Raw genomic sequence first — 26,052 nt, forward strand, 5'->3', positions numbered from 1 at the left:
ATTTACTTCTCTTTAAGCAGTCGCAACGAGTTGGATACAACAATAATAGAACTTGCCGACATACCAACAACGGCCACGTACGGTGCGACTAAACCTGCAACTGCCAGCGGCAAAATTAACAGGTTGTAGCCCAAAGACCAAGCCAAGTTTTCTCTGATTATCTTTCTAGTACGTATCGCAAGCAATCTCGCTTCTAAAAGCTTCTCTAAATTATCGCCAAGAAGCGTCATATCAGCAGAAGCTTTAGCTACATCCGTACCTCCACCCATGGCAACGGAGAGGTGAGCACCGGCAAGTGTTGGAGCATCGTTTATACCGTCGCCAACCATCAGAGTAATATCGTCTTTGTCTAGCCCCTTAAGATACGCGAGTTTGTCTTCTGGTTTTGCCGATGCGATCACATGGTCGATGCCCATTTCATCGGCAACCGGCTGAGCATTTTGTAATGAATCTCCAGTCAACAACGTGGTTTTAATACCAGCGTCAGCAAAACGTTGAATAAATTCTTTACTCTGTTTACGAATAGGATCGCGGTAGTAGAAAGTCGCAACATGGACATCATCCGCAGAAAGGTATACTGCATTGCTTTCATCTCGGACTTCACCAACAACAAAATTTGCGCTGCCGATTTTTACTGTTTTATTACCCCAAATACCTTGAATACCCGAACCAATGACGTTTTGAACGTCATTAACAGTAAGATCTTCTCGACCAAAGTCAGCAAAAGCACGAGCAATAGGGTGGTTAGCATGAGCCTCAAGTGCTGCTGCAATCGCGAGTGCTTCGGCTTCCGTTATGGTAGCAAAGGTTTTAGTTTCACTTATTTCGATGTCGCCTTTGGTTAAGGTGCCTGTTTTATCAACGACAAGGTGATTAATCTTACACAGTGTCTCGAAAACATGACCTTTCCGCAGCAAGATACCAAAATTGCCCATACGAGATGTTGCACAAGTTAGTGCTGTTGGCGTTGCTAAAGATAGAGCACACGGACAAGTAGCGACCAAGACAGACAACATAATCCAGAACGCATCATCAGGTTTGGTTTGATTCCAGTAGAACCATGTGCCTGCCGAAATGATTAGAATAGCACCAACGAAATAGCGTGCTACCACATCCGCGATCTCGGCGATCTTAGGTTTGGAATGCTGCGCTTCATCTTGAAGACGCACAATATTCGAAATCATCGAATCTGCTTTCGAATTGGTGACTTTTAATTCGAAAGATTCATCTCCATTCAATGTTCCTGCGTATACCGCATCGCCCGCTTTTTTTACTACGTGAACAGATTCGCCAGTCAGCATTGATTCATCGATATGTATGCGACCTGACATCACTTTGCCATCTGCAGGGATGTGTTCGCCAGGGAGAACGCGAATACGGTCACCAACCTTTAAGGTCTTTACTGGGATTTGTTCACCGTCTAGCGTTGTAGCAATCGCAGGGATTAATTTGAGGAGGTTGCCGCTAGCTGCGGCTGCCTTACGGCGAGCTCGCATTTCCAAGAATCGACCTACTAGCAAGAAGAAGGTAAACATCGAAATGGATTCGAAGAAGACTTCACCTTGCTCAGTAACTGTCGCAACTAAACTTGCGACATAAGCAAAGATCAATGCAATGGAAACAGGAACATCCATACCCAGTGTACGGCCGCGAATACTCCGCCATGCATTGAGGTAGAAAGGAAGCGCTGAATAGAGCAGAACAGGGGTTGCGAAGATTAAACTCACCCAACGGAAGTAGTTTTTAAACTCCGGCTCTAAATCGCCAAAGACTTCCAAATACAGAGCTACTGCGAGCATCATGACCTGCATTGTTGCAAGGCCTGCGATACCTAGGCGGTATAGGTACTGCTTCATCGTATGATGGTAGGCAGCTTCTTGCTTATCTGCTTCGAAAGGCGCTGCTTTATAGCCAAGTTTGTGAATGATAGAGAGTAATTCACTAAGGCGAACTTGTGTCTTATCCCACGCAAGCAATGCACGGTTAGTGGTGGTGTTCACACGAATAGAAACCAAACCTTTGACACCGGACACTTGTTTTTCAATCAACCAAGCACAAGCGGCGCATGAGACGCCTTCCAGTGATAGTGTAACTTCAGACGTATTTTCATGATTGCGAACAAACTCAGATTGAACATCTTCGTTGTCATAATGAATGAGAGCTTGTAGCTGTTCTGGAACTAAGTCTGCTTTTTCAGCTGGCGCAGTTCGATATTGGTAGTAGGAAACTAAACCGCTGTCGACAATAGTTTGCGCCACAGTTTCACAACCAGGGCAACACATGTCGCGAATTTCACCTAATATTTCTACTTTGAAATCCGTGTTGGCTGGTACATCTTCACCGCAGTGATAACAGGATTTACACATAGACTTACTTCATTAATGTTGTTGGTTGCGCAGGGAACTCGACTCGACCTTGAATCATCCATTCTTTGTTGTGTGGTTCAAGCTCGACGAACCAAGGGCCCTGAATAGAATCTTCAGGAGTTAAACGATAATTACCTTTTGCATCTGCTGTAAGCAGCTTCGTGAAGTCACGGTCTGGCAACGTACGGTGTGTGAACGTTGCAGTTAGAGCAGGGAAGTGAGGCAACTCGCCTTTATTGAAAGCGATAACAACCGTGTTCTTATCAGAAGAGACTGTAGCGTTAAGACCAAGGTCACGAGCGACATTCATTTTACTGATGTCGATATTGATGCCTTTACCTTTTTTATAGTAATCCTCAGCGACCAAAGATACCGAGTTGTTGGCGAATACGACTACTGTAACGACCGTCCATACTACAACCGTCAGAGGTAGGATGATCAGGAACCACGGCCAAAATTGTTTATACCAAGGCTTTACCATAAAAAAGTTCTCAACAGCTAAATGAAAAAATGTAGGGCTTTAAATTTAAAGGAAAGACAGCCCCTATGAAAGGGGCTGTTATTGAAATGTTACTTATTGTCTGAGTTGCTTAAACTCCAGACGTATGCCGCGACAAGTTGAACTTTGTCTTCGCCTAGAATGTCCTTCCAAGCGGGCATTACACCAGAGCGACCATTCATAACTGTTTCGGTTACCGCGGCGCGCGAATCACCGAACAACCAAGTTTGATCAGTTAGGTCGGGAGCACCTACAGCAGGGTTACCCTTACCATCTGTACCGTGACAAGCTGCACACACAACGAAACGCGCTTTACCAGCTTCCGCTTCACGTGCATTAACTTTACGACCAGATAAGCTTAGCGTGTAGCTTACGACTTCTTGAACACCTTGTTCGCCAAGTGCATCTTTCCACGCTGGCATCTGACCGATACGGCCTTGCATGATAGTTGTAACGATTGCTGCTGGCTCGCCGCCGTATAACCATGCGTTGTCAGTTAGGTTAGGGAAGCCAGTTTGACCTCGAGCATCAGAACCGTGACATTGTGAACAGTTCTGCAGGAACAAACGCTGACCAACCTTAATTGCTTCAGGATCTTGCGCAATCTCTGGGATAGGGCGTAGACCATCTGCGTTATGAGCAAGCGCACGGAATGCTTCACCGAAGTATGCATCTGCGTCATCTAGCTCTTTAGCGTATTGGTTAAGCTGTTTGTTCTCTTGTGCTCGTGCGATGGCTTCTTTTGATTCTTCCAACGTACGAACGGTTTGATCTGAACTCTGCCAGTTTAGGAAACCTTTAAAGTTACCTAGGCCTGGAAAAAGAGCCAGATATACAGCTGCAAACACAAATGTGCTCACAAACAAGTATGTCCACCATTTTGGTAGAGGGTTGTTAAGCTCGCGAATACCATCGTACTCGTGGCCCATGTCTTCCCCTTCCTCGACGCCCATTTTATCTTTAGCGCACCAAGTCAGGAGGATCGCACAGCCAACTAGCGTACCGACAGTAATCACGATAATCCAGAGACTCCAGAATGTAGTCATTACTTCTTCACTCCTTGGTTATTTGGGGTCGTTTGTTCTTCGTCAGCAAACACCAAGTTAGCATCTTCTTCAAAACGTGCTTTACGTTTCTTGCTAAATGCCCACCATACGATGCCGATAAAACTAGCGAAGAGTACAACGGTATAAATACTATGAATTGTACCGAAATCCATATGACCCCCTTACTTCATTGCATGACCAAGAGACTGAAGGTAAGCGATGATTGCATCCATCTCTGTTTTACCTTCTACTTCTTTAGCCGCATTCGCGATTTGTTCATCCGTGTACGGAACACCGAACTGGTTGCGGAATACTTCTAATTTCTTCTGCGTCAGCTTGCCGTCTAGTACGTTTTCTTCTAGCCAAGGGAAACCTGGCATATTTGATTCAGGTACTAGCTCACGTGGGTCAATTAGGTGAACGCGATGCCACTCATCAGAGTAACGTCCGCCTACACGTGCTAAATCTGGACCAGTACGCTTAGAACCCCATAGGAATGGGTGCTCCCAAACACTTTCGCCAGCAACAGAGTAGTGACCGTAGCGCTCTGTTTCAGAGCGGAAAGGACGAATCATCTGACTGTGACAAACGTTACAACCTTCACGGATGTATATGTCACGACCTTCCATTTCCAGAGGAGTGTAAGCTCGCAGGTTTTCTACAGGTTCGGTAGTTTGCTTCTGGAAAATCAGGGGAGTGATTTCTACAAGCGCACCCCAACTGATTGCAAACACAATGAAAATAGCCAACAAACCGACATTACGTTCTAGGATTTCGTGGCGATTATTCGAATTATTACTCATTCTTTAATCTCCTTATGCCGGTTGAGGGATAGCTTTTAAGCTTTCTTTAGGCGCAGTTACCGTCTTGTACGTGTTGTATGCCATTAGGAACATACCGAATAGGAAGATGAAGCCTCCTAGGAAACGTACGAAGTAGAACGGGTAAGATGCTTCTACAGATTCAACAAAGCTGTAAGTTAGCGTACCGTCAGAGTTAACTGCGCGCCACATTAGGCCTTGCATTACACCAGAGATCCACATTGCTACGATGTAAAGAACAGTACCGATAGTTGCTAACCAGAAATGAACGTTGATTAGGCTAACAGAGTACATACGCTCTTGACCAAATAGACGAGGAACAAGGTGATATACAGAACCAATTGAAACCATTGCAACCCAACCTAATGCACCAGAGTGAACGTGACCAATGGTCCAGTCTGTGTAGTGCGATAGCGCGTTAACTGTCTTGATAGACATCATTGGACCTTCGAAAGTAGACATACCGTAGAAAGACAATGAAACGATTAGGAAACGTAGGATAGGGTCGTAGCGAAGCTTATGCCATGCACCAGATAGCGTCATGATACCGTTGATCATACCACCCCAAGATGGAGCGAATAGAACCAGAGACATCACCATACCGAGAGACTGAGTCCAATCCGGTAGGGCTGTGTAATGTAGGTGGTGAGGGCCAGCCCAAATGTACAGCGAAACTAGTGCCCAGAAGTGAACGATAGATAGACGGTAAGAATAAACAGGACGTTCAGCTTGCTTAGGAACGAAGTAGTACATCATACCAAGGAAACCAGCGGTCAATAGGAAACCTACCGCGTTGTGTCCATACCACCATTGAACCATTGCATCCACGGCGCCTGAGTAAATCGAGTAAGATTTACCTAGAGCAACAGGAATTGCCATGCTGTTCACGATGTGAAGTACTGCTACTGTGATGATAAAGGCACCGAAGAACCAGTTAGCCACGTAGATATGAGAGGTATTACGCTTAACCAGTGTTCCAAAGAACACGACTGCGTAAGACACCCAGACAATCGCAATTGCGATATCAATAGGCCATTCTAACTCAGCGTACTCCTTACCCGAGGTAAAACCTAAAGGTAGGGTGATTGCTGCCGCTAGAATAATTGCTTGCCAACCCCAAAAGGTGAAGGCAACGAGTGGACCACCAAAAAGACGTGTTTGACAAGTACGCTGAACAACATAATAAGATGTTGCGAACAGGGCACTGGTACCAAACGCAAAAATTACCGCATTAGTATGCAATGGACGTAAACGACTGTACGTCAACCACGGCGTATCAAAGTTTAGCTGTGGCCAAACTAACTGAGCGGCAATCAAAACACCAACAGCCATACCAACTATGCCCCATAAAATGGTCACAAGGGTAAATTGGCGAACGACTGTATAGTTGTAGTTTTGTTCAAGCTGCTTTACTTGGCTCATTTGCATGCTTCCAATTTCTAATTAACTACACTTTACTTCCAACACGACTTGCGTCGTAACACCACCCAAGTAAACTCAAGAATTCAAGTGTTATCATCACTTTATTTCCATTGCTGACTTTAATAAAAAGTGGCATTTTCAGCGAAACACTATACTTGAATTAACAATTCAATGACAGAGTAGTAACCTTACAACGCCTCTGGAAATCATTTTTTATTTAAAAAGTTTGAAGTTTGTAACAAGGATATTAGGAATTATGGCCGCACAAAAGTTAACAAAGGCAAGACTTGCACAAATCTTAATCATGCTCAGTGTTTTAATTGGAGCATTTTTCTGGCGCACCTTTACTTATGAGACGAGCAGAGATGTGGATTGTTCACAAAAACAACGATGTGATGTAACAATTGGTCAGTCAAAAATCACCATAAACAAGAGTTCGAACGGTTTTTCGATCGAAAGCACAGAAATTGACAGTATAAAAATTGATCTAAATCAATCTGGTCAATTTATTAACGTAGGTGATAAATATCGCGATATTGAGTGGAATAGTATTTCTGAGACAAAAGCAATTAATCTCAAAATAAACGAAAACATTGTCCAAGTTCATTTATAAATCAGATCTGACGCGAGATAATTGTATCTTCTTTGTGCAGTTAATACCTTCTTACCTAGCGCTTAATTTTCGCAATGGTATAACAGTAAAGTGATAAACAATAATAAAACCGTATGCAGTGCCAATCATTATTTACTCATATTACCGACGAATATTCAGCGATAGACAAATTTCGCTCAGAATTGAGCCAGGATAATCTGTCCCATTTGATCTGTTATTACACAGAGGAGTATGACTTCAGAAAAATTCAACGTGCATTCGTTAAACTATTTCCTGAAGCCACCGTGCATGGAGCCAGCTCGTGTCAAGCAATCATGACCAACCATGGGTATCATCAAGGACCTGTTATTGCATTACTTGCGATTTATGACTCCGGTCAGCACGCATACGGGACAGGGATTTCAACCTATGGGGCAAATTTAGAAACAAGCGTTGATGAGGCGCTTAACATGGCGCTTTTTCATGCAAATAGAGTAGGTGAAGTACCCAACCTGATCCTTCTTCATGCAACTCCGGGACATGAAGAATCGATTATCGAATGTATCGATGAGCGCTTTGGTACTTTGGTTCCCATTATTGGCGGATCGTCAGCCGATAACAATGTAAAAGGGAATTGGTCTGTAATCACTTCCCAAGGATATGAGCAGAACGGGGTAAGTCTTACTCTCTTCTATTCGTCTCAGGCAGTTGATACCGCTTTTAGTGCAGGGCACTCTCCAACAAGCATCACTGGTATTGCAACAAAGACTATGGGTCGCTGCCTTTTAGAAATAGACGACCAACCCGCACTAGATGTCTACCGCAAGTGGACGAACCATCAAGAAACGCAATCGGACGAACAAAGCTTTCTATTTACAAACTCTAGTGCGTATCCTCTGGGACGTATTGCAGGGCATCTGTACGAGCGACCTTATTACAAACTGTCTCACCCAATCAGGGAAACAGAGCAGGGTGGCATCGAGCTTTTCACGAATATTGAAGAAGGTGAAGTTCTAACTCTAATGCAGGGAAGTCGTCAGCATCTAGTGGCTCGAGCGGCCAGAGTTGTAAACGCTGCCTTCAATCAAAAATTAGAAGAGTCTCGAAAAATAGGAGTGATAAACATTTTTTGCGCGGGCCCTATGCTGCACTTAAAGCAAGATATTAATAGTGTTTGTGAACAAATTAACCAGGAATTAGATAACCTGCCTTTTATTTGTCCGTTTACCTTTGGTGAGCAAGGAAGATTTATAGGTGGCGAAAATGGACATGGAAACCTGATGATCTCTTCAGCAATTTTCCATAAACCTTATGAAAAATAAATATTTAGAGATATACCAACAAGAAGCGTTACAAGAGGCACTTGTCGAACTAAAAGAGGCAAGACAGCGAGAGAAGCTCTTAGCTGACGAAAACAAAGCAATCTTATCAGCCATTTCTGCTATGAGTGAGGCTCGTAATCGCCACGAAATATTTTCCGGCCTCAACAGCGTTCTAAAGAAATACATCGACTTTGATGACTTTATCGTCATCACCCGTGACTGCAATCAACAAAATTTCAAAACACTTCTATCGACAAATAGCGTCTTTGATAGAACTAGTTGGTTACCGGGTAACGCGTCGGAGAGGGCGCTCAATGGTGAGTGTATTTTGCTGTTTGAACCAATGCGGTTAAAGGAGTTTGAGGGGCTTAACTCCTTTATTAAAAGCCAGGTAAGTTCCATGCTTGTAACTGGTATTCGGTCTGAAGTAACACAAACTATAATCATACTTGTAGGTGCTCAAAAAGGTCACTTCAGTATCGAAAACAAAGAGACGCTTCGGCGTTTCAGACCTTTGATTGAAAGGGCTGTTATAGATATCGAAACTAAAGAGAAGTTACAACGTATCGTAGAGGTTCGCACCTCGCAGCTTGCTAAAGCAAGAGAAGAGGCAGAAAGAGCAAATCAGTCTAAGTCAGAGTTCTTAGCCATGATGAGCCATGAGATTCGTACTCCGTTAAACTCGGTTTTGGGCATGCTCGACATATTGAGGCAATCGACTTTAACCGAAGAACAATCAGAAGTCCTTAATCAGATGGAATGCTCAGCAGATCTGCTTCTCGCAATCATTAGCGACATTCTTGACTTGTCAAAAATAGAGTCTGGTAGCTTTCATTTGAACGAACAGTGGACCAACCTTGGTGACGCTGTAACTCTTATCATTTCTCAACAAAAACAGGTAGCTAAAGCTAAAAGTTTGAGTTTTGAGTTCGAGTGTAACCTCGATAAAAACAAGCAATATTGGATAGACTCAACACGCTTATCTCAGATTCTTTTTAACTTGATTGGCAACGCGAGCAAATTTACAGACTTTGGTGGTATTGATATCTCTGTGATTGAGCAAGATAGCGAACTTGTAATTTCTGTTGCTGATACTGGCATTGGAATTCCAAAAGCTAAGATTGGAAATCTCTTCACGGCTTTTCATCAAGGAGACAGCTCGATTACACGAAGATTTGGAGGTACAGGCCTTGGACTTGCTATCACCAAACATTTGGTTGAAATGATGCGCGGCACAATAAGCGTAAAAAGTGAATTGAACGTTGGTTCACACTTCAAAATCAATATTCCTGTCTTAACAAGGAGCAATCAAGAGAGGCCCGTTAAGATAGAACAAAATCATCCTTCAAAAGCAATGAATCTTCTTGTCGTTGAAGATACAGAATCAAATCAGTTAGTAATCAAGCTTATCTTGAACAAGCTCGGCCATAACGTTTTTATGGCGAGTAATGGTGAAGAAGCATTAGCGTTTTTGGAAGAGCAAGAACAAAGTGTAGACGTCATTTTAATGGACGTTTCAATGCCAGTGATGGATGGGATAACAGCAACAAGATTGATTAGACAAAAAGGAATAGACATACCAATCATTGCTTTGACTGCACATGCACTTGAAAGTGATAAGACTACATGCATGAAAGCCGGCATGAATGGCTTTGTTACGAAGCCAGTTCGGAGGCAAGAAATCTACGAAGCAATCAAATCATTAGTAGAAACCGTGTAGCGAGTTAATATAGATCTTAACAATCGTAGATTATTAAGATCTATATTAAGTATTTTATGGTAAATCGCGGTTATGTTTAATGACATTGACAAAAAGCGTGGAATTTTAAAATCTGAGCGGGATAGGAGGCCAAACTAGAGAGGATTAGGCGTACATGGATAGTTAATTTAACATAACACATATAATGCGCACTGTAATAATGGTTCTGATGGACTCGAAATCACCATACCCAAGCCACCACAAGCCATTGAAATTCCAGTCAATCCAAGCCCGTTATACTTTTTTGCTATGTTCGTCCACAGTGTTTGAGCTTCGTATGTTTTCGCTTTATCTAACGCCAACCCAACTAAAGCCTTTTCTTTATCTTCACCAATTGCTTCCGCAAGCAGAAGTATCTGATTTTCTTTTAAGTACGTTCTGCCTTTTCGTACGTCAGTGAGCATTTGAGGACTTATACCTAAATCTGGAGCGATTTGTTTGTTCTGATTTCTCACCAACGCTCGCTCTAGAAAAACTCTCGGAACAACACAACCTCGCGGTATCCAAAGAGACTCTAAGTCAATGGATGAGCGACGACGGGCTTTGGGTCCCACACTCTAAACGCAAGCCCCGAGTTTACCAACCTCGTTACCGACGTGATTGCGTGAGCTCATTCAAATTGATGGATCGCACCACGTGTACCTAAACTTGGTTACGCTTCTTTTCTATAGTGACGTTGTCACTAGGTTAAGCAAGAACATGCCGGCAAATAACCATGCAGTTTTCAAACTTGGCCGCGTTCTTTCTTATGTCGTAACTCTTTGACACTTCATAGTATGGATGTCTTGACATGAACCTCGCTCAAACCATCTAATACGATTTTCTGTCTGACTACAAAAGCGGTTGTTTCCTTTGGAGCTAAGGAGTTAGGTAGGTTTCACTGAGCCGCTCATCTGCTTTCAAGTATGAGCTAATCGAAGAATTTTGTTACCGCGTAACCATGAAGGGCGGCTAGCTCCCTGCTCCACCTGCCAAGTATCTTAGAGGTTGATGCGTATTAAACTTTCTGGATAGCACTTCAGATGCTCTCGCACCTCACGACATCACACTGTAACTATTAATTGATTTAGTCGTACCTTACGGGTCTTAACAACAAAAAAGCTCGCGACGCGAGCTTTTCTTTTCATACTTATTTCTACATTGTTAATGTTAACTTCCCGGGGATTCTTGAGCGCACTTCTTTTAGTGCTTCTCCAGACATCTGAACATTTGCGAACCAGAATGGCTTGTGCTTATCAATGAAGGCGCTACTTTTTGTTAAGCCTTCATAAATTGAGTACGCTTTGGCTTGTGCCAATGCTGCGCCATAGTCGCTTCTCTCCAATATTGGTATGTTATCAAGATCTTCGATGACAGCATTTTTGATATGTAATGAAGCTTTTGGCCAATCATATGATTCGAGAATACGGCGTGTAATCGATGCTTCCATCTCGTGTATGACTTTTGGTAAAAAGGCGGTATTGGCTTTTATGTCAGCACAAGCATAGTATTCTTCTTTTTTTTCTGCTTTCCTGTAGTTAAGCATGACCTCAACCAATGCGTCTTCAAAGGTATAAGTAAAATGATTGACGATGACGAAGTTACCTAGCGTACGCAAAACACCAATTAGGATACCTGCGTCTGGCTCTCGAACACCTGCACTTTGTAAACGCATTCGTGTGACATTTGCAGTTACCACAAGGTGTTGCCACATTTTAGGAGCAATAAGTTTGGTATTCTGATCTGCCCATTTGAGCATCGGCCTTGCCATTAAGACAGGAAATAACAGGCGACAATTCTCAATTCCGATTTGACCAATAGCAACTTTTGCATCCGGTACGCCCTTAGGTTTACGCCCTAGCCTTTCACAAAATTTGGGGTTAGAAATGAGATCTACAATGGTAGAGTTCAATTGGTGACTAAGGGTCGTGAGTGTCCCTAACTTCGAAAAAGACAGTGATGGAGAGTATGCAAAAGAAGCAAAATGATCAAAAAGAGGGATTCCTCCGCATAGTTTATCAATAGGATAAGACTCTAACTTACTAATCAACATGCGTTCAGCTACTCGTGAAACATCCCGCACAACTTTTCTTAGTGTTTTTTGTTTGTCTTCAACAACCTGACGTCTTTCCTGTACCCGCTCTTGTTCGCACATAAGTAAAATACGTTGATTTCGGGTTATACGCTCATCCTCGTTGAAGATGACGTCGTCACAATAGCGGCCTTGTAAACTTAGTAAATCATCGACCTCTGTTTGATCAACTAGGTACTTCATGCTAACAAGCCATTTTGCGTGTCGAATTTCTACCTCTTTCGATACTTTACTTGCTATATCAATTGCTTCTTGCGTGTAGGTTTTCTTGGTTAGCAACAAGCTTCTATCCCTATACTTCTTATAATGAATCTAATTGGTATAGTGTATACGATATGGCAATCAATCTTAAGTTTTGTGTGATATTAATTCAGATAAAGACCAATTCGAATCTACTGAACCATCAACAAACTACAATTTTGACAGAGTAGACAGGTGAAGGCGGATAAACTTTTCGGGATACCGATATTTAAACTTTTTGCCTTTCTTCAGCTTCGATTTGGCAAATTTGCAGATCTTCGTGTCACCTATGCCAGTGACACGCCTTATCTTGGCAGTGCTGTTGGAGTGCTCTAGCTCAATCATGACATCACAATACCCTTGGTAATCATCAAACCTCTTATCTACCTGCTTTTGGAGTTTAGATTTGATTTTCTTTGCCACTGGGTTGAATTCCGAATCATCTGCAACAATGAGGTTCGAGAACAATAATAAAGGAAACAGGAGTATTGAACGCATTTTCAGTCAGATAGTATGAAGCCATGAATACTGACTATATTAAGTTCTCTTTCGTAAATAAAACCGGGACGCATGTTGTGCGTCCCGGTGAGTGTTTTTTCGTAAGTGATATGTTTGTTAGGCCTGCTTTTTCCCTTTGCTACTTTTAAAACCTTGGTGAGGAAAAACGTTTCTAATACGCTGCTGTACTTTCTTGGGTACCTGTTTAGAAAACACCAATCGCATACCAGTGCGCTGACTATATACTTTCAGTTGACCATCAAAAGGAAAATGTTCGGCAATATCTTGCAAGTTGTGCTTAAAAGAAGGTGGAATGTGGCCTTTCACTTTAGTCAAATTACCCTTGTCAAAGTTCACCTTTAAAACTGGGCGATCTACAGCTATCAACCAAAAAATAACAACAGCAGCAATCAAGATTACATAAAGCATTCGGTACTCCTTAGCTAGACAACAGTTTGCTCAAGTCTTCTTTAATTGATGATACCTTAAGACTTGCCTTTTCGCTTCTTGATGCTTCGGACAATAAATATTCGATGGCATCGGATAACGTACAACCTAGCTCATTCGCTCTACTGGAGAGCTTTTCCCATACACGATAGTCAAGATCGATGGATTTCTTCTTGGTGTGAACTTGCTCAGCATTAAAGTGACGTTTGCGCTTAGCGCGAATCGCTTGCTTGAGCTTATTATCGAGTTCGTCTGACATATGGTTTTCAATCCAAGTCAGAACTTGTGTTGGCTCATGCTCTATTTTACGCAACTCAGCAACTGCTGCGTCAGCTTCACTGGTGTCAATGTAGCGTGTTATCGCCTCTCCATCTTTCCATTTTTTGATGAGATACTTCCACTTCCAACCACATTCTAAATTTTCAAGTTGCTGATATTTCATCCTTTCGACCCTTAATGCGCACCTGGGTGACAGCGTAACCCAGAGATGTCAATTCAGCAATTAAAACTCGTGAAAGTATCGATGTCGATCACTTATTTGTCTAAAGTTTAACCGGCGTACTGTTTCAACTTTTGGGATTGGTTAAATTGTCGCTAGGGAGTTGATCATCGTTTCGTTATAATGCTTCGCAAGATTAGATTAAGATGAATTTTAATGAACCAAGTTAACTGGCAAGATGTCACCCCTTCTTTCGAGCAATATGAAGAGCTTTTAAGCAATGCAACTACTCTTCCGATAAAATCCTTTATTGACCTTCAGCCAAGACTTGAAGCAACCATTAATAGATTTACTAACGTCCGAGGACTCACTCGCATACTCTTGGTCAACTGTACTGATAACGCCATTTATAGAGGGTTTATCTTTGATGTAGTAAAGGGGAAAACGTCTGGTCCTGTTATCACAACAGAATCGCTTGACGCGAAAGAGTTGTTTGACCGTTACAGTGTGAGTCGAGATGGTAACACGACATGTGAATCGGGTTTACTCTCTAAAGCAGATGGTGGCTATCTAATTGTTCCAGCAAATTTGGTTCTTGCTAATGCCGCTCGTTGGCCGAGTATCAAAGCAGCTATTCAGGGGACTGGATTTTCGCCAATAAACCTAACGCCTGAGCGTATCGCCTCTTCACCAATTACGGCAAAAACTTACGATGTAAAACTGATAATCACAGGCGATCGTAATCAGTTGGCCGAAATAGAATATGTTGATGATGACTTTTCGGCAGGCTTAACGATGTATACAGAAGTGGAAGAAGACATTCATCTTTCTCAAGAGAACCTCGGTAACTATATTGGATTGGTTAACTGGATTTGTAAGAAATATCAGCATCCAAATTTAGATTGTAGTGCATTTAAAAGGTTAATTCTTGCTGGTATGCGATACACGGAGGATCAGCATTACTTACCTCTTGGTGTGATGTGGCACAACCAGTTACTTGGTCTTTCACGACAATATGCTTCGAGCGATATCATTAACTTTAACGCTGTTGATCAGGCTATTGATGACAAGTACTACCGTGAGTCATACCTTCCTCAACGAGCGGTTGATGATATTCTTGACGGGCAAGTGATCATTGAGACTACGGGAGAACAGGTTGGCCAAATTAACGGATTGACCGTTATCGATATGGCTGGACACCCTGTTTCTTATGGAGAGCCCGCACGTATCTCATGTGTTATACACTTCGGTGATGGTGATATTTCCGATGTTGAACGCAAGGCAGAGCTTGGCGGTAACTTGCACGCCAAAGGCATGATGATCATGCAAGCATTTGTGAGCTCAGCACTGGATCTTGATGAACCCCTACCATACTCCGCGTCGATTGTATTTGAGCAGTCTTACAGTGAAGTTGATGGTGATAGCGCCTCATTAGCCGAGCTCTGTTGTTTGGTAAGTGCCCTGTCTGAATCTCCAGTCAATCAACAGATCGCCGTCACTGGTGCTGTAGACCAATTTGGTCGTGTGCAAGCCGTTGGTGGCCTGAACGAAAAAATCGAAGGTTTCTACCAAGTATGTAAACACCAAGGGTTCACTGGACAGCAAGGTGTGATTATGCCCAAATCTAACCTCAAGCACCTCGCGTTACATAAAGATGTCATAGAGAGCATTAAGAATGATGAGTTCCATATTTGGTCGGTTTCTACTGTAGACGAAGCGATTCCTATCCTGATGTCAAAACCATTTCGTGGAGAAGAAGATAGCGTCATTGGTAAGATTGCCGAACGTATTGAAAGCTTTGAAAGACACGAACATCCTGAAGGAATTGTGGAGCGCATCAAAAACTGGTTTGTCTAGTACTGATCGGAGTTGTTTAGCGTACACGTGTTCACTAAGATGCAGCTATCAAAAATCGGAGTAATTGATAATGCAAAACAAACGTGATTCTTATAACCGTGACGATCTTCTAGCTTCTAGCCAAGGTGAGCTGTTCGGACCTGGTTACCCTCAGCTTCCGGCGCCAAACATGCTAATGATGGATCGTATTACTAAAATGTCTGAGACTGAAGGCGATTTTGGTAAAGGTTTAATTCTTGCAGAATTGGATATTACTCCAGACCTTTGGTTTTTTGATTGCCACTTCCCTGGTGACCCGGTAATGCCAGGCTGTCTTGGTCTTGATGCAATGTGGCAGCTTGTTGGTTTCTTTCTAGGCTGGGTTGGCGGTAAAGGAAAAGGTCGCGCTCTTGGTGTTGGCGAAGTGAAATTTACTGGTCAGATCCTACCAACAGCGAAAAAAGTAACTTACGAAATCCACATGAAGCGTGTTGTTAACCGTAAGTTGGTGATGGGCTTAGCTGATGGCCGTGTATGTGTAGACGGTAAAGAAATCTACGTAGCAAAAGATCTGAAAGTGGGTTTGTTCCAAGACACATCTAGCTTCTAATCACCTACTCTGAAGCGTTTTATAAGGCTCCTTTTTTAAGGGGCCTTTTTGTTATCCGTGTACCGTCCTAAATAAGGTTGACACATTTCCGACATGAAATTGGAGAGTGTTATGAAATCAACAAGTAAACGAACCCAACGAGATTATTCTCTTGCTTTTAAATTGACGGTCGTTGACCAAGTAGAAAAAGGCGAAATGACCTATAAACAAGCTCAAGAGCGATATGGGATACAAGGTCGGTCTACTGTCTTAGTTTGGCTTCGTAAGCATGGTCAGCTAAATTGGTCTAAAGGAATAGAGAAACCAAACACAGTAGGTAATGGTATGCCTGACTCTCCTTCTACTCAAACTCCAGAACAACGGATAAAAGAACTCGAGCAACAACTTGAAGAAACTCAACTGAAAGCGGACTTCTTTGAGGCTGTCGTAAAAGTAATGGATAGAGATTTCGGTGTCCGAATCTCAAAGAAGCGCAAAGCCGAGTTATTAAGGAAAAAACGGTCAAAAGGCTCACAGTAACTAAAGCTTGTCACTTCATCGGGATTACTCGGCAGGCGTTTTACAAACGCTGCGCGCTCGAGCTTCAGCGAACTCAGAAAGAGCAATCTGTCATTGGGTTCGTCAAAGAGCAAAGGGTTCGACATCCTCGATTAGGAACTCGAAAGCTCAAGTACTTACTCAATCAGAATAACATTTATATAGGGCGAGACTGTCTGTTTTTGTTGCTAAAACAGCATCGCCTGTTGATCTTAAACCGTAGGGCTTATCATCGAACAACAAACAGCCATCACCGGTTCCACTGCCATCCAAACCGAATCAAAGAGGGCATGGTTCCAAATAAACCGGAGCAGTTGTGGGTCGCTGATGTTACTTACTTGGCAACACGAGCGGGAAATACTTATCTTAGCTTAATCACTGACGCTTACTCGAGGAAGATAGTTGGGTATCATCTCGATGATAATATGAAGACGCAAGCCGTTAAGAGTGCGTTCCTGAAAGCTTTGAAAAAGCGTCGATATGATGGAGAGCTTATCCATCACTCTGATCGAGGTATTCAATACTGCTCTGAGGAATATCAGTCATTACACAGAAAATATCATGTGACATGCTCTATGACTGATGGATACGACTGTTATCAAAACGCTCTAGCGGAAAGAGTAAATGGTATCTTAAAGATGGAGTACTTGCTGACTAAGCCAAACGACTTGAATGAAGCTAAGAAAATGGTTGCCGAATCAGTGAAACTCTATAATGAACAGAGACCACATACAGCTCTAAAATACAAAACGCCCGATGAAGTTCATCGAGCGTTTTAACTAAAAGTGTCAACCCATATCAGGACGGGTCACCGCAGTATTGTTTTAAAGCAAAATCTAGGCTTATGAACGCAGAAAAGGCTCTAAATGAGCCTTTTCAAATCCTTCTAGTTGTATGTGGAGAGTTATTTGTAGAGACCAGACTGTTTTTCATCTCTGGCATCACGCCAACCACCTAACCAATACGACCGAGCATCAATTTGTTGATATGGGCAAGCCTCTTGGGACCTTCCATTCAACCCAGCTTTGTAGCCTTGAGATTGAGCTCGTTCTAGGCGATCACGCTTTTGTCTCTTCATAGGTAATTCCTCATACAGGTCGTACAACTGTTATTGTGAAACTTTGATGGAGTTTTTATGACTCCACTTATAAGAATCGATCAAAGTTTGCTTTTTCTCAAGGCATAAAAAAAGCAGAGACTCATTTCTGTGAGCCTCTGCTTGATTTAAAAAATACTGACTATTTTCTACGGAACCCGAAAAGCCCAAGTAGTGTCAAAGCAAAAATGCCAAGCCCAGCCCCTTGTCGTTCAGCAGCTTCTTGTTCTATCGGTCTAGTAACAATGCTATTTGAATCAGGTGACGCTATTGGAATTAACTTAACAGCCACCACTTTTTCAGCATTTGCCTCACCACCTTTACACAATGAGTTATGTGCAAAGGTATCATAGCCACCCGGACACATAGTTGCAGTTGCGGATATCACACCTGCATCATTAATGTCGGTAGCATCAATAACGCGGAATTGGTTGTTATCTTTTGAATAATCACCACCATTAGTGAGATCATCGATATACCATGCGCGATCTTGGAAAATATCGCGTCGAGCTTCAACGCTACCTTGTGCTTCATAAGGAAGGATAAATGCGCGTTTTCGACGTGCTTTACCGTCGACTTCACGCGTATCTTCCGCATCTAGCTGACCAACAATTTCATTGTAATTATTAAGCCCGCCAACTTTGCCACCGATACCATCAAAGAAGATACCGCCGGAAAGGTAAGCTGCTGTTGGAGAGGCAATATCATTTATAACAAACAATCGGTTTGCTGCGGCACCACCTTCTGGCGCTCCGCCATAACGCTTGGCCTCACCTACAGCAACTTTGTTTTTGTTAATTGCTTGAACTACTGAGTTGGTATAAACAAAGTCCGAACTGATTTCAGATGTTGCACCAGTTACGACAGTTGACTTCCAAGTTATATCTTCAAGAGTATTGGTCGCGCCAAATGTTCCTTTAAAAATTGTCGCTTGTATGTAGTTTTCGCTGCTGTCATAAGCGTTAAAGCCAGCACCATAAATGACCGAATCGCCGTTTTCAGTAACCTCAATAAAATCTCGCATACTTCCTTGAGCTAAGCGATCTCTTTCGTCACTTGATCCTGACGGCCACGCAACAACCGAGGTGTTTCCATCGTTGTCCCAAATTGCCGCTTTAGAAGTATAGTAGCTACCGTTATCGTTAGTTCGACCGTATGAGACACTCCCTGACGTATAATGACCATCACTAAACCAAGCTCTGGATTGATGGTATGAAGACCTTTCATCCTCTTCACTAGACTTTACATAGTTTGGCTTCGACGGTGCAACAACCTGATTACGAGTGATAAGCTTATCTCCAACTGAGCCATCACCTTCAGGGTTTAAAATACTTTGGTTACCAATTGCATCTGAGTTAGCAGTAAGCATATTGATTACATTGTTGTATTTGTTATCAAAGCTCTTGCCTTCAACGAATGCAAGAGCGTTGGATTGTTCACTTAACGTATCACGTTCTTGATACCATGGTTCCCAGACGCGGTAAGCCCAACTCTCACAAGTTGAGTAACGGAGCTCACGATTACAATACAGTTCAATATCATCAAAATCTTCGATATAGCGGAACGCTGCGTCCATCGCAAATGGCGCTTCTTCACGGAAGCTAACTCCATCTACCGCTTCACCCGATAGTATCTTCGTTATTCTGGTTTCACCGGCTAGTTTGAATGTTGTTTCATCACAAGCGGCACCATTATCAAAACAACCTAGCTGATATGGCGTTGCCTTATCAGTGTCTTCGTAAACGTTACCAGCTTGGATTGCAACGCCAAATGCAGTGGCATAATCGGTATTGATACCTTCTGGGGCAACCTCCACCACACGGTAAAGCGCAGCGTTAGCATTCATTGCCGTACCCACCATCATCGCGACGGCGGTCAATTTGAATTTGTTACTACAATTCATGGAATTCTTAACTGTCCTGTTGCATTGCTTCGAGTTCTTCCCATCTCTCGAACGCGATTTCCAACTCCTGCTCTACAGCAGCGAGCTGTTCCAATACCGGTTGAGTCTGTTCTACAGATTTAGTGAAGAACTCTGGGTCATTCACTTGTTCTTGCAGAGTCTCAATATCCGACTCTAATTGTTCTAGTTTAGCTGGAAGAGCCTCTAATTCTCTTTGCAGCTTATACGATAACTTCTTCGAATTGTTCTTAGGTTGCGTAGTTTTGGGAGTTTCCTCAACCACTTTCTCTTTCTTCGCTGCTTTTTCAACCTGACCACGCGAAGCAAGAACTTGATCACGCTGCTGTTTTGCATCGTGATAGCCACCAACAAACTCTTCGATTACGCCGTTACCTTCAAAAATCCAACTGGTCGTTACTGTGTTATCTACAAACTCACGGTCGTGGCTCACTAACAGTAACGTACCCTGATAATTGGCAAGCATTTCTTCTAAAAGTTCCAACGTTTCGATGTCCAAATCGTTGGTTGGTTCGTCCAGAATAAGCAAGTTGTTAGGTTTCAATAAGATACGAGCCAACAACAAACGGTTTTTTTCACCGCCTGATAACGCTTTTACTGGCGTACGAGCACGTTTTGGTGCGAACAAGAAATCTTGCAGGTAGCTCAATGCATGACGTTGACGACCGCCCACCATCACTTCTTGCTTACCATCCGCTAGGTTATCGATAACGGTTTTTTCAGGATCGAGGATTTCACGGTACTGATCGAAATAAGCCACTTCAAGTTTTGTACCGCAATGTAGACGACCACCTTGTGTCTCTAACTGGCCTAGTAGCAACTTGAGAACCGTACTTTTACCGCAGCCATTAGGGCCAATAAGTGCGATTCGATCACCGCGCATGATGTTGAAGCTGAAGTCATCCACGATCTTTTTGCCTTCAAAAGCAAAAGAGACGTTCTCTGCTTCAAAGACGATCTTGCCTGAACGCGATGCATCATCGATATTAAGGTTAACTTTACCTTGAACTTCACGGCGGTCACGACGTTCTTCACGTAGCTTTTTAAGGGCACGAACGCGACCTTCGTTACGTGTACGACGCGCTTTAATACCCTGACGAATCCATACTTCTTCCTGAGCTAGCTTTTTGTCGAACTCTGCATTTTGCATCTCTTCAACACGAAGCATCTCTTCTTTGTCATTCAAGTATTGGTCATAGTTGCCAGGGAAAGAAGCCAATTGACCGCGATCTAAGTCAACGATACGTGTTGCCATAGACTTGATGAACGCACGGTCGTGAGAAATAAAGATGATCGAGCCTTTGAAATCTTTTAGGAAGTTCTCTAGCCATTCGATGGTGGTCACATCAAGGTGGTTAGTAGGCTCATCAAGAAGCAATACATCGGGGTCACAAACAAGTGCACGAGCCAGAGCTGCTTTACGTTGCCAACCACCAGATAAGTCCGTCAGTTTGGTTTCAGGACTTAGCTTTAGCGCCCCAAGTACGTTCTTAACGCGGTCATCAAAGCGCCAAGCATTAAGGTGATCCAGCTGTTCTTGAATCTTAGCAAGTCGGTTGATGTTCTTTTCACTTGGGTCTTGAGCTACAAGATCGAGAAGATCGTGGTAGATCTTTAGCTGTTCACCGATTTCAGCCAAACCGCCAGATACGTATTCGTAAACCGTACCCTCTTGATTGCGCGGTGGATCTTGTTCAAGTCGAGAAACAACTACGTCTTGAGTGATTTGAATCTTGCCATCGTCCAACAAAATGTCGCCGGCAAGCACTTTCATTAACGTGGACTTACCTGCACCGTTACGACCAACTAAACAAACGCGTTCGTTTTCATGAAGAGCGAACTCCGCTTTGTCTAGCAATGGGTGATCACCAAATGCAAGTTGCGCGTTATGAATGGTAAGTAATGCCATTATTATCCAACCAATGTGTGAGTTGTTCTAAGTCAAACGGCCAGTTCAACTCAGAGTCTTGATATTTTAATACGGGAATTGTGACGCCGTAACGAGAAAAGAGAACATCGTCGAACGCAATGTCGACGATGTGTGTTTGTTCGGCGAGACCAATCTGACCAACGAGGTCAAACGCCATCTCACAGAGATGGCATCCTTCTGTGCTGTAAAGTGTTAGCACGTTCAACATCCTTTTGCTGTTCCGTCCCTATTCTGCGTGCGTAACCAGCCAGCAGTTGTGAATCTGTTTGTTACGAGAGAAATCCAATGGCAGAGTTTGAGAAGAAATGTTCTGCGCTTTTAAGCCCAGTTCTGCAAGCCCTGCTTCGTCCATCTTGAAGTGACGTTTATTGTTAGAGAACACAATCGTACCGCCAGCACGTAATAGACGCTTCAGGTTTGTCATTAGCTTAATATGATCGCGTTGTACATCGAACGACGTTTCCATTCGCTTAGAGTTAGAGAACGTCGGTGGATCAATAAAGATAAGATCGTATTCACCTTTCGCGTTCTCAAGCCACTGGAGACAGTCAGCTTGCTCAAAACGATGCTGGCGACCCACACAACCATTTAGCTGCATGTTGTCTTTCGCCCAGTTAAGGTAAGTGTTTGACATGTCTACCGTGGTTGTAGAACGCGCACCACCAACTGCAGCGTGCACTGTCGCACTACCAGTGTAAGCAAACAAGTTAAGGAAATCTTTACCCTTCGACATTTCACCAAGACGACGACGAGTGATCTTATGATCCAAGAACAAGCCAGTGTCTAGGTAATCGTGAAGGTTTACGATCAGCTTCACGCCATACTCGTTCACTTCAAGCGTCTCTGAAACTTGACCTAGTTTTTGGTACTGACTACGGCCTTTCTGCTTCTCACGAACTTTTAGTACAACTTTGTTCGCTTCAACGCCTGTTACCTGAATCGTTGCACGGATGATGTCCGTTAGACGACGCTTAGCTTTTTCTTCAGGAATGTTTTTAGGTGCCGCGTATTCCTGAATCACAATTTGCTCGCCATAAACGTCGATAGCCACGTTGTATTCTGGAAGGTCCGCATCGTAGATACGGTAACAGTCTAGCTTCTCTTTACGCGCCCACTTGCCAATCTTGCCGATATTTTTCTTCAAACGGTTTGAAAAGTCAGGTGCGATCTGAACATTAGTGTCCGCGCCTTTCACTTCATCAGCGCTGCGCTCTGCAATGCTGTAGTTCTTTTGGTGACACGGTAACGCACCGTTATTCAATTTGAACTGTTTGTCTGCACGCATACGAAGACAGCTTAGTAGCTCATCTGAACTAGAGAAGATAGACGCTTTACAACCGCCAAACTCTGCTTTTAGCTGACCACCAAATGCTGTGTATAGCGCAATCAAACCAGGCTCAGTACCAAGACGCTCACCATAAGGCGGGTTAGAAACGATAACGCCAGCTTCGAAACCGGTTGGACGAGTAATAGTTGCCGCATCACCTTGTGCAAACGTAATTAGCTCTTCAACGCCAGCTCTGCGAGCGTTGTCCTGTGCTACTTTCAGAACTTTCGGGTCGTTATCGAAGCCGAAAAACTTAGCGTCAACTTTTTTGACACCGCGTCGGGCTTGTACATTTGCTTCTGATTTAATCTCTGCCCAAAGCTCAGGTTCAAAGTCTTCTAGCGCTTCAAAGCCCCACTGTTTACGTTTAACGCCAGGTGCCATGTTCGCAGCCATCATTGCCGCTTCAATCAGCAACGTACCAGAACCACACATTGGGTCTAGAAGTGGTTGAGAGCCATCCCAGCCACAGCGCATTACGATTGCTGCTGCAAGCGTTTCACGAAGTGGAGCTCGGCCAGATTCTGGGCGATAGCCACGTTGATGAAGACCACTGCCCACCATATCGACACCAAGAATCGCTTTGTCTTTATGTAGACGAACGTGAACACGGATATCTGGACGCTCTTTGCTAATGTTCGGACGAGGAAGCCCTTTCTTCTCAAAGCAGTCTACGATGCCATCTTTGACTTTCATCGCACCATATTGGCTGTTGCGGATTTCGCGGTTAGTACCGTTGAAGTCAACCACAAAACGCTTTGAGCTATGGAATTGGTTTACCCAGTTGATTGCAGACGTTGACAGGTAAAGGTCCATGTCGTCGTTACAGGTAAACTCCGATAAAACACGTACAAATCGAGACGCTAAGCGGCTCCACAAACAGCAACGGTAAATCTGTTCATTCGTTGCCTTAAATTTTACGCCTGCCTGTACTGGTTTGGCGTTTTCAATGCCTAGTTTAGTCAGCTCTTCTACAAGCAAGTTTTCCATGCCGTTTGAAGTTACCGCGAGATATTGATTCATAGTGTTCTTTCGTCGATAAAAAATGGCTTTGATTATACCTGACTTTACGATCAATGCCTCGTTTTTAAAGGCTTTTTCGCTTTATTAGCGCAAACAGTCGCCAATCTCACCAACTGAAAGTCAAATCACGCCACCTCCATAAACAGAATACGTCTCCTTATCACCTTCTTGTAAAAATGCGGCCTGTGGTGAAAGTAAATACTTATTCACTAACAAATTGGTATATACCAGGATGGGTTTTGACATGTAATTTACTTACAAAATGGGCGTATAGAGGAACAAAAGGTGAAATATTAAGCGTCTTGTTGCCTAATTTAAGGAAAAGCTAAAGTGAAAAAATTGGAATAAAAGTGAGTTGCTTCATATATGAGATATGAAATCCCCCTCATCTAGGGATGAGTTTTGGGTGCGTACGAGGAGAGATTTGGAAAATTCTAGGCAAAAAAAATCGACCTAATGCGGTCGATTAATGCAAACAAAGGAACGAAAATAAAGAAAAAATCAAAAGGAAACTAACCCACCATCGCCATTGGTGCCATCATGAATAAGTGATTGGCACATACCATGCGATCATGCATTACTTTAATCGGTTGTCCAAATGGCAGTGCTTTATTGCCATCGAGTAAGAACTCGTCCTGCCCTACATAAGCACACAGACTAGATGTTTCGCCTGGCTCGAGAACGATGAATACGCCTTCTGAAAAGCGGTTTGTCAGGCATACCATGTCCCCTTCTTCTGGCTCATGTCCATCGCATTGGGCATCGAAGAACCAGCTCTTGGGCTGGACTGGCTTGTGAAAGCGTTTTGCGGCTACGCAATAAAGCGTAAGTTCGGCTTGACGGTATTCGTTGATGTCGAGACAACGGATTCGTTCGTTGTACGTTTGGAACGCGCTTGCGTCATCAACGGTGAATTCATTGTCTGAGAAGGCACAATTGACCAACAGCTTACGGCATAGATTGGTTTGGAAAATCATCTCCTCCCCCAAATCCAGCATTAGGCAAGCTTTCTGCTCGTCAAAATACCAATTCCATTTGTCGCTGGGTTTAAGCATTATTCCGTTCTCTTGTGACTAGTTAAACAGTAATAAGAGGTAAAACGCTTAATTACCTACTCATGATTTTTAAATTTTACAAACGAACGGACAAAAAAAAAGAGGAAACGAGTTCCTCTTTTTTTTAGTAACAAGCGTCGATTTCTCAACGAGTTAGCAGCTAATTTTATAGACTTTTAACAATATCGCGTACGAGGCCCGGACCGTGGTAGATGAACCCAGTGTAAACTTGAACAAGTTGTGCACCCGCCATCATTTTCTCTTTGGCAGCAACGTATGAGTCCACACCACCTACGCCGATGATCGGTAATTTGTCACCCAGCTCTTCATGAAGTTTACGAACGACCTCTGTTGAACGAGATTGAACTGGGCGTCCACTTAAACCACCCGCTTCGTTCGCATGTTTCATTCCTTCAACAATTGTGCGATCCAACGTCGTGTTTGTTGCAATAACGCCGTCAATGTTGTTCTTAATTAGAGAATCACAGATCTGGCTGATTTCGTCATCACTCAAATCCGGTGCAATTTTTAGCGCAAGTGGTACGTACTTACCGTGTTTTTCAGCAAGTTCTGCTTGTTTCTCTTTGAGTTCAGATAACAACTCGTCTAGCGCTTCACCGTACTGAAGCGAACGAAGTCCTGGTGTATTTGGTGACGAGATGTTCACGGCAATGTAACCGGCATATTCGTACACTTTTTCCATACAAATCAGGTAGTCCTCTGCCCCATTCTCAATTGGTGTGTCTTTATTCTTACCAATGTTGATACCAAGAACGCAGTTGTATTTTGCCTTTTTCACATTCTCAACCAGATGATCCACACCTAGGTTGTTAAAGCCCATACGGTTGATGATACCTTCCGCTTCAACTAGGCGGAACAAGCGTGGCTTGTCATTACCTGGTTGCGGACGAGGCGTAACAGTACCAACTTCGACAAAACCAAAGCCCATTGCGTCAAAGGCTTCGATACATTCACCGTTTTTGTCCAAGCCAGCAGCAAGACCCACTGGGTTACGGAATGTAAGCCCCATGCATTCTACTGGACGGTTTGGTAGTTGTTGACGATAGAAAAGATCGAGAGGAGTGCCATTAAAGCGTTGGAAATTTTTGATTGCAAGATCATGTGCCTTTTCGGCATCAAGTTGGAAAAAGCCAGTTCTGGCTAGACGGTAAAGCATTGTGCCTCCGAAAGAAAA

At 43.3% G+C, this 26,052-nt stretch carries 24 protein-coding genes and 1 pseudogene; 7 read left to right on the forward strand and 18 right to left on the reverse strand.

The window, feature by feature from the left end; translation table 11 throughout:
- Nucleotides 1-2: 2 nt before the first annotated feature.
- The 6 genes from BSZ04_RS15980 to ccoN form a co-directional block, all read right to left on the reverse strand.
- Nucleotides 3-2,366, reverse strand: a complete 2,364-nt coding sequence (locus BSZ04_RS15980; protein ID WP_038883684.1) for a heavy metal translocating P-type ATPase — start codon at nt 2,364-2,366, stop codon at nt 3-5.
- A 4-nt stretch (nt 2,367-2,370) separates the two neighbouring features.
- Entirely contained in the window at nt 2,371-2,847 is a 477-nt protein-coding gene (locus tag BSZ04_RS15985) for a FixH family protein (protein ID WP_010447941.1), read from the reverse strand.
- An 89-nt stretch (nt 2,848-2,936) separates the two neighbouring features.
- The gene (gene ccoP / locus BSZ04_RS15990; protein WP_010447942.1) at nt 2,937-3,911 is read right to left on the reverse strand and encodes a cytochrome-c oxidase, cbb3-type subunit III; all 975 of its coding nucleotides are present in this window, start codon (nt 3,909-3,911) and stop codon (nt 2,937-2,939) included.
- Nucleotides 3,911-4,084, reverse strand: coding sequence for a cbb3-type cytochrome oxidase subunit 3 (locus tag BSZ04_RS15995; protein WP_005396487.1), 174 nt, complete (start codon nt 4,082-4,084; stop codon nt 3,911-3,913). Before BSZ04_RS15995 ends, ccoP begins: the two co-directional genes overlap by 1 nt.
- Before the next feature lie 9 nt (nt 4,085-4,093).
- Nucleotides 4,094-4,714, reverse strand: a complete 621-nt coding sequence (gene ccoO, locus BSZ04_RS16000) for a cytochrome-c oxidase, cbb3-type subunit II (RefSeq protein WP_010447943.1) — start codon at nt 4,712-4,714, stop codon at nt 4,094-4,096.
- Nucleotides 4,715-4,726: 12 nt separating this feature from the next.
- Nucleotides 4,727-6,154, reverse strand: a complete 1,428-nt coding sequence (ccoN, locus tag BSZ04_RS16005) for a cytochrome-c oxidase, cbb3-type subunit I (protein ID WP_010447944.1) — start codon at nt 6,152-6,154, stop codon at nt 4,727-4,729.
- A 256-nt stretch (nt 6,155-6,410) separates the two neighbouring features.
- Between ccoN and BSZ04_RS16010 the strand changes: the two genes are divergently transcribed.
- From BSZ04_RS16010 to BSZ04_RS16020, 3 genes are all read left to right on the forward strand, one after another.
- Nucleotides 6,411-6,767 (forward strand): hypothetical protein, encoded by a 357-nt coding sequence (locus BSZ04_RS16010; protein ID WP_088880823.1) that lies wholly within the window; start codon nt 6,411-6,413, stop codon nt 6,765-6,767.
- Nucleotides 6,768-6,880: 113 nt separating this feature from the next.
- Nucleotides 6,881-8,068: an FIST signal transduction protein gene (locus tag BSZ04_RS16015; RefSeq protein ID WP_088880824.1), complete on the forward strand. Its 1,188-nt coding sequence runs from the start codon at nt 6,881-6,883 to the stop codon at nt 8,066-8,068.
- Entirely contained in the window at nt 8,058-9,788 is a 1,731-nt protein-coding gene (locus BSZ04_RS16020; protein WP_088880825.1) for a response regulator, read from the forward strand. The genes BSZ04_RS16015 and BSZ04_RS16020 overlap by 11 nt, the downstream gene beginning before the upstream one ends.
- A 167-nt stretch (nt 9,789-9,955) precedes the next feature.
- On the opposite strand, the gene BSZ04_RS16025 is transcribed toward BSZ04_RS16020, so the two are convergent.
- Entirely contained in the window at nt 9,956-10,231 is a 276-nt protein-coding gene (locus tag BSZ04_RS16025; protein ID WP_088880826.1) for a DUF3693 domain-containing protein, read from the reverse strand.
- Nucleotides 10,232-10,245: 14 nt separating this feature from the next.
- On the opposite strand from BSZ04_RS16025, the pseudogene BSZ04_RS25280 reads away from it, so the two are divergent.
- Nucleotides 10,246-10,467: pseudogene (locus tag BSZ04_RS25280) on the forward strand (ISNCY family transposase); the annotation flags it as partial.
- Nucleotides 10,468-10,962: 495 nt separating this feature from the next.
- On the opposite strand, the gene BSZ04_RS16035 reads toward BSZ04_RS25280, so the two are convergent.
- From BSZ04_RS16035 to matP, 4 genes are all read right to left on the reverse strand, one after another.
- Nucleotides 10,963-12,180, reverse strand: a complete 1,218-nt coding sequence (locus tag BSZ04_RS16035; protein ID WP_010447996.1) for an HDOD domain-containing protein — start codon at nt 12,178-12,180, stop codon at nt 10,963-10,965.
- Between the two features lie 129 nt (nt 12,181-12,309).
- On the reverse strand, nt 12,310-12,636 hold the full coding sequence (locus tag BSZ04_RS25285; RefSeq protein ID WP_010447998.1) for a hypothetical protein: 327 nt from the start codon (nt 12,634-12,636) through the stop codon (nt 12,310-12,312).
- Nucleotides 12,637-12,753: 117 nt separating this feature from the next.
- On the reverse strand, nt 12,754-13,065 hold the full coding sequence (locus BSZ04_RS16045) for a DUF3634 family protein (protein WP_088880827.1): 312 nt from the start codon (nt 13,063-13,065) through the stop codon (nt 12,754-12,756).
- Between the two features lie 10 nt (nt 13,066-13,075).
- Nucleotides 13,076-13,525 carry a macrodomain Ter protein MatP gene (gene matP / locus BSZ04_RS16050; protein WP_010448003.1) on the reverse strand — a complete coding sequence of 150 codons (450 nt, stop codon included), beginning with the start codon at nt 13,523-13,525 and terminating at the stop codon, nt 13,076-13,078.
- A 213-nt stretch (nt 13,526-13,738) separates the two neighbouring features.
- Between matP and BSZ04_RS16055 the strand changes: the two genes are divergently transcribed.
- The 3 genes from BSZ04_RS16055 (at nt 13,739) to BSZ04_RS16065 (ending at nt 17,284) form a co-directional block, all read left to right on the forward strand.
- Nucleotides 13,739-15,379 carry a S16 family serine protease gene (locus BSZ04_RS16055; protein WP_088880828.1) on the forward strand — a complete coding sequence of 547 codons (1,641 nt, stop codon included), beginning with the start codon at nt 13,739-13,741 and terminating at the stop codon, nt 15,377-15,379.
- A gap of 70 nt (nt 15,380-15,449) precedes the next feature.
- Nucleotides 15,450-15,968, forward strand: coding sequence for a bifunctional 3-hydroxydecanoyl-ACP dehydratase/trans-2-decenoyl-ACP isomerase (fabA, locus tag BSZ04_RS16060; RefSeq protein WP_010448008.1), 519 nt, complete (start codon nt 15,450-15,452; stop codon nt 15,966-15,968).
- Nucleotides 15,969-16,079: 111 nt separating this feature from the next.
- Nucleotides 16,080-17,284, forward strand: a protein-coding gene (locus tag BSZ04_RS16065) for an IS3 family transposase (RefSeq protein ID WP_420823190.1) whose coding sequence is annotated in 2 segments (ribosomal slippage) — nt 16,080-16,431 and nt 16,431-17,284 — 1,206 coding nt in all. Because the reading frame shifts where the segments join, the coding sequence is not laid out codon by codon here.
- Between the two features lie 125 nt (nt 17,285-17,409).
- Here BSZ04_RS16065 and rmf read toward each other — a convergent pair.
- The 7 genes from rmf to pyrD form a co-directional block, all read right to left on the reverse strand.
- The gene (rmf, locus tag BSZ04_RS16070; RefSeq protein WP_005532367.1) at nt 17,410-17,583 is read right to left on the reverse strand and encodes a ribosome modulation factor; all 174 of its coding nucleotides are present in this window, start codon (nt 17,581-17,583) and stop codon (nt 17,410-17,412) included.
- A 160-nt stretch (nt 17,584-17,743) separates the two neighbouring features.
- Entirely contained in the window at nt 17,744-19,504 is a 1,761-nt protein-coding gene (locus BSZ04_RS16075; RefSeq protein WP_088880830.1) for a DUF3466 family protein, read from the reverse strand.
- 7 nt (nt 19,505-19,511) lie between these two features.
- Complete coding sequence (locus tag BSZ04_RS16080; protein ID WP_088880831.1) at nt 19,512-21,431, reverse strand: ABC transporter ATP-binding protein; 1,920 nt, start codon at nt 21,429-21,431, stop codon at nt 19,512-19,514.
- On the reverse strand, nt 21,409-21,660 hold the full coding sequence (locus tag BSZ04_RS16085; RefSeq protein WP_012128011.1) for a glutaredoxin family protein: 252 nt from the start codon (nt 21,658-21,660) through the stop codon (nt 21,409-21,411). The genes BSZ04_RS16080 and BSZ04_RS16085 overlap by 23 nt, the downstream gene beginning before the upstream one ends.
- Nucleotides 21,661-21,678: 18 nt before the next feature.
- Complete coding sequence (rlmKL, locus tag BSZ04_RS16090; protein WP_088880832.1) at nt 21,679-23,802, reverse strand: bifunctional 23S rRNA (guanine(2069)-N(7))-methyltransferase RlmK/23S rRNA (guanine(2445)-N(2))-methyltransferase RlmL; 2,124 nt, start codon at nt 23,800-23,802, stop codon at nt 21,679-21,681.
- 512 nt (nt 23,803-24,314) lie between these two features.
- Entirely contained in the window at nt 24,315-24,857 is a 543-nt protein-coding gene (locus BSZ04_RS16095) for a cell division protein ZapC (RefSeq protein WP_010448021.1), read from the reverse strand.
- 166 nt (nt 24,858-25,023) lie between these two features.
- A complete protein-coding gene (gene pyrD / locus BSZ04_RS16100; RefSeq protein ID WP_045394903.1) occupies nt 25,024-26,034 on the reverse strand; it encodes a quinone-dependent dihydroorotate dehydrogenase in 1,011 nt (336 codons plus the stop codon).
- Nucleotides 26,035-26,052: the final 18 nt, after the last annotated feature.

This window comes from Vibrio rotiferianus, assembly GCF_002214395.1.
Lineage (GTDB): Bacteria > Pseudomonadota > Gammaproteobacteria > Enterobacterales > Vibrionaceae > Vibrio > Vibrio rotiferianus.

What these genes read in the sequence shown, in the direction of transcription:
- BSZ04_RS15980 (WP_038883684.1), bottom strand. Translation starts at nt 2,366, where the DNA reads ATGTGTAAATCCTGTTATCACTGCGGTGAAGATGTACCAGCCAACACG.
- BSZ04_RS15985 (WP_010447941.1), bottom strand. Translation starts at nt 2,847, where the DNA reads ATGGTAAAGCCTTGGTATAAACAATTTTGGCCGTGGTTCCTGATCATC.
- ccoP (WP_010447942.1), bottom strand. Translation starts at nt 3,911, where the DNA reads ATGACTACATTCTGGAGTCTCTGGATTATCGTGATTACTGTCGGTACG.
- BSZ04_RS15995 (WP_005396487.1), bottom strand. Translation starts at nt 4,084, where the DNA reads ATGGATTTCGGTACAATTCATAGTATTTATACCGTTGTACTCTTCGCT.
- ccoO (WP_010447943.1), bottom strand. Translation starts at nt 4,714, where the DNA reads ATGAGTAATAATTCGAATAATCGCCACGAAATCCTAGAACGTAATGTC.
- ccoN (WP_010447944.1), bottom strand. Translation starts at nt 6,154, where the DNA reads ATGAGCCAAGTAAAGCAGCTTGAACAAAACTACAACTATACAGTCGTT.
- BSZ04_RS16010 (WP_088880823.1), top strand. Translation starts at nt 6,411, where the DNA reads ATGGCCGCACAAAAGTTAACAAAGGCAAGACTTGCACAAATCTTAATC.
- BSZ04_RS16015 (WP_088880824.1), top strand. Translation starts at nt 6,881, where the DNA reads ATGCAGTGCCAATCATTATTTACTCATATTACCGACGAATATTCAGCG.
- BSZ04_RS16020 (WP_088880825.1), top strand. Translation starts at nt 8,058, where the DNA reads ATGAAAAATAAATATTTAGAGATATACCAACAAGAAGCGTTACAAGAG.
- BSZ04_RS16025 (WP_088880826.1), bottom strand. Translation starts at nt 10,231, where the DNA reads ATGCTCACTGACGTACGAAAAGGCAGAACGTACTTAAAAGAAAATCAG.
- BSZ04_RS25285 (WP_010447998.1), bottom strand. Translation starts at nt 12,636, where the DNA reads ATGCGTTCAATACTCCTGTTTCCTTTATTATTGTTCTCGAACCTCATT.
- BSZ04_RS16045 (WP_088880827.1), bottom strand. Translation starts at nt 13,065, where the DNA reads ATGCTTTATGTAATCTTGATTGCTGCTGTTGTTATTTTTTGGTTGATA.
- matP (WP_010448003.1), bottom strand. Translation starts at nt 13,525, where the DNA reads ATGAAATATCAGCAACTTGAAAATTTAGAATGTGGTTGGAAGTGGAAG.
- BSZ04_RS16055 (WP_088880828.1), top strand. Translation starts at nt 13,739, where the DNA reads ATGAACCAAGTTAACTGGCAAGATGTCACCCCTTCTTTCGAGCAATAT.
- fabA (WP_010448008.1), top strand. Translation starts at nt 15,450, where the DNA reads ATGCAAAACAAACGTGATTCTTATAACCGTGACGATCTTCTAGCTTCT.
- rmf (WP_005532367.1), bottom strand. Translation starts at nt 17,583, where the DNA reads ATGAAGAGACAAAAGCGTGATCGCCTAGAACGAGCTCAATCTCAAGGC.
- BSZ04_RS16075 (WP_088880830.1), bottom strand. Translation starts at nt 19,504, where the DNA reads ATGAATTGTAGTAACAAATTCAAATTGACCGCCGTCGCGATGATGGTG.
- BSZ04_RS16080 (WP_088880831.1), bottom strand. Translation starts at nt 21,431, where the DNA reads ATGGCATTACTTACCATTCATAACGCGCAACTTGCATTTGGTGATCAC.
- BSZ04_RS16085 (WP_012128011.1), bottom strand. Translation starts at nt 21,660, where the DNA reads ATGTTGAACGTGCTAACACTTTACAGCACAGAAGGATGCCATCTCTGT.
- rlmKL (WP_088880832.1), bottom strand. Translation starts at nt 23,802, where the DNA reads ATGAATCAATATCTCGCGGTAACTTCAAACGGCATGGAAAACTTGCTT.
- BSZ04_RS16095 (WP_010448021.1), bottom strand. Translation starts at nt 24,857, where the DNA reads ATGCTTAAACCCAGCGACAAATGGAATTGGTATTTTGACGAGCAGAAA.
- pyrD (WP_045394903.1), bottom strand. Translation starts at nt 26,034, where the DNA reads ATGCTTTACCGTCTAGCCAGAACTGGCTTTTTCCAACTTGATGCCGAA.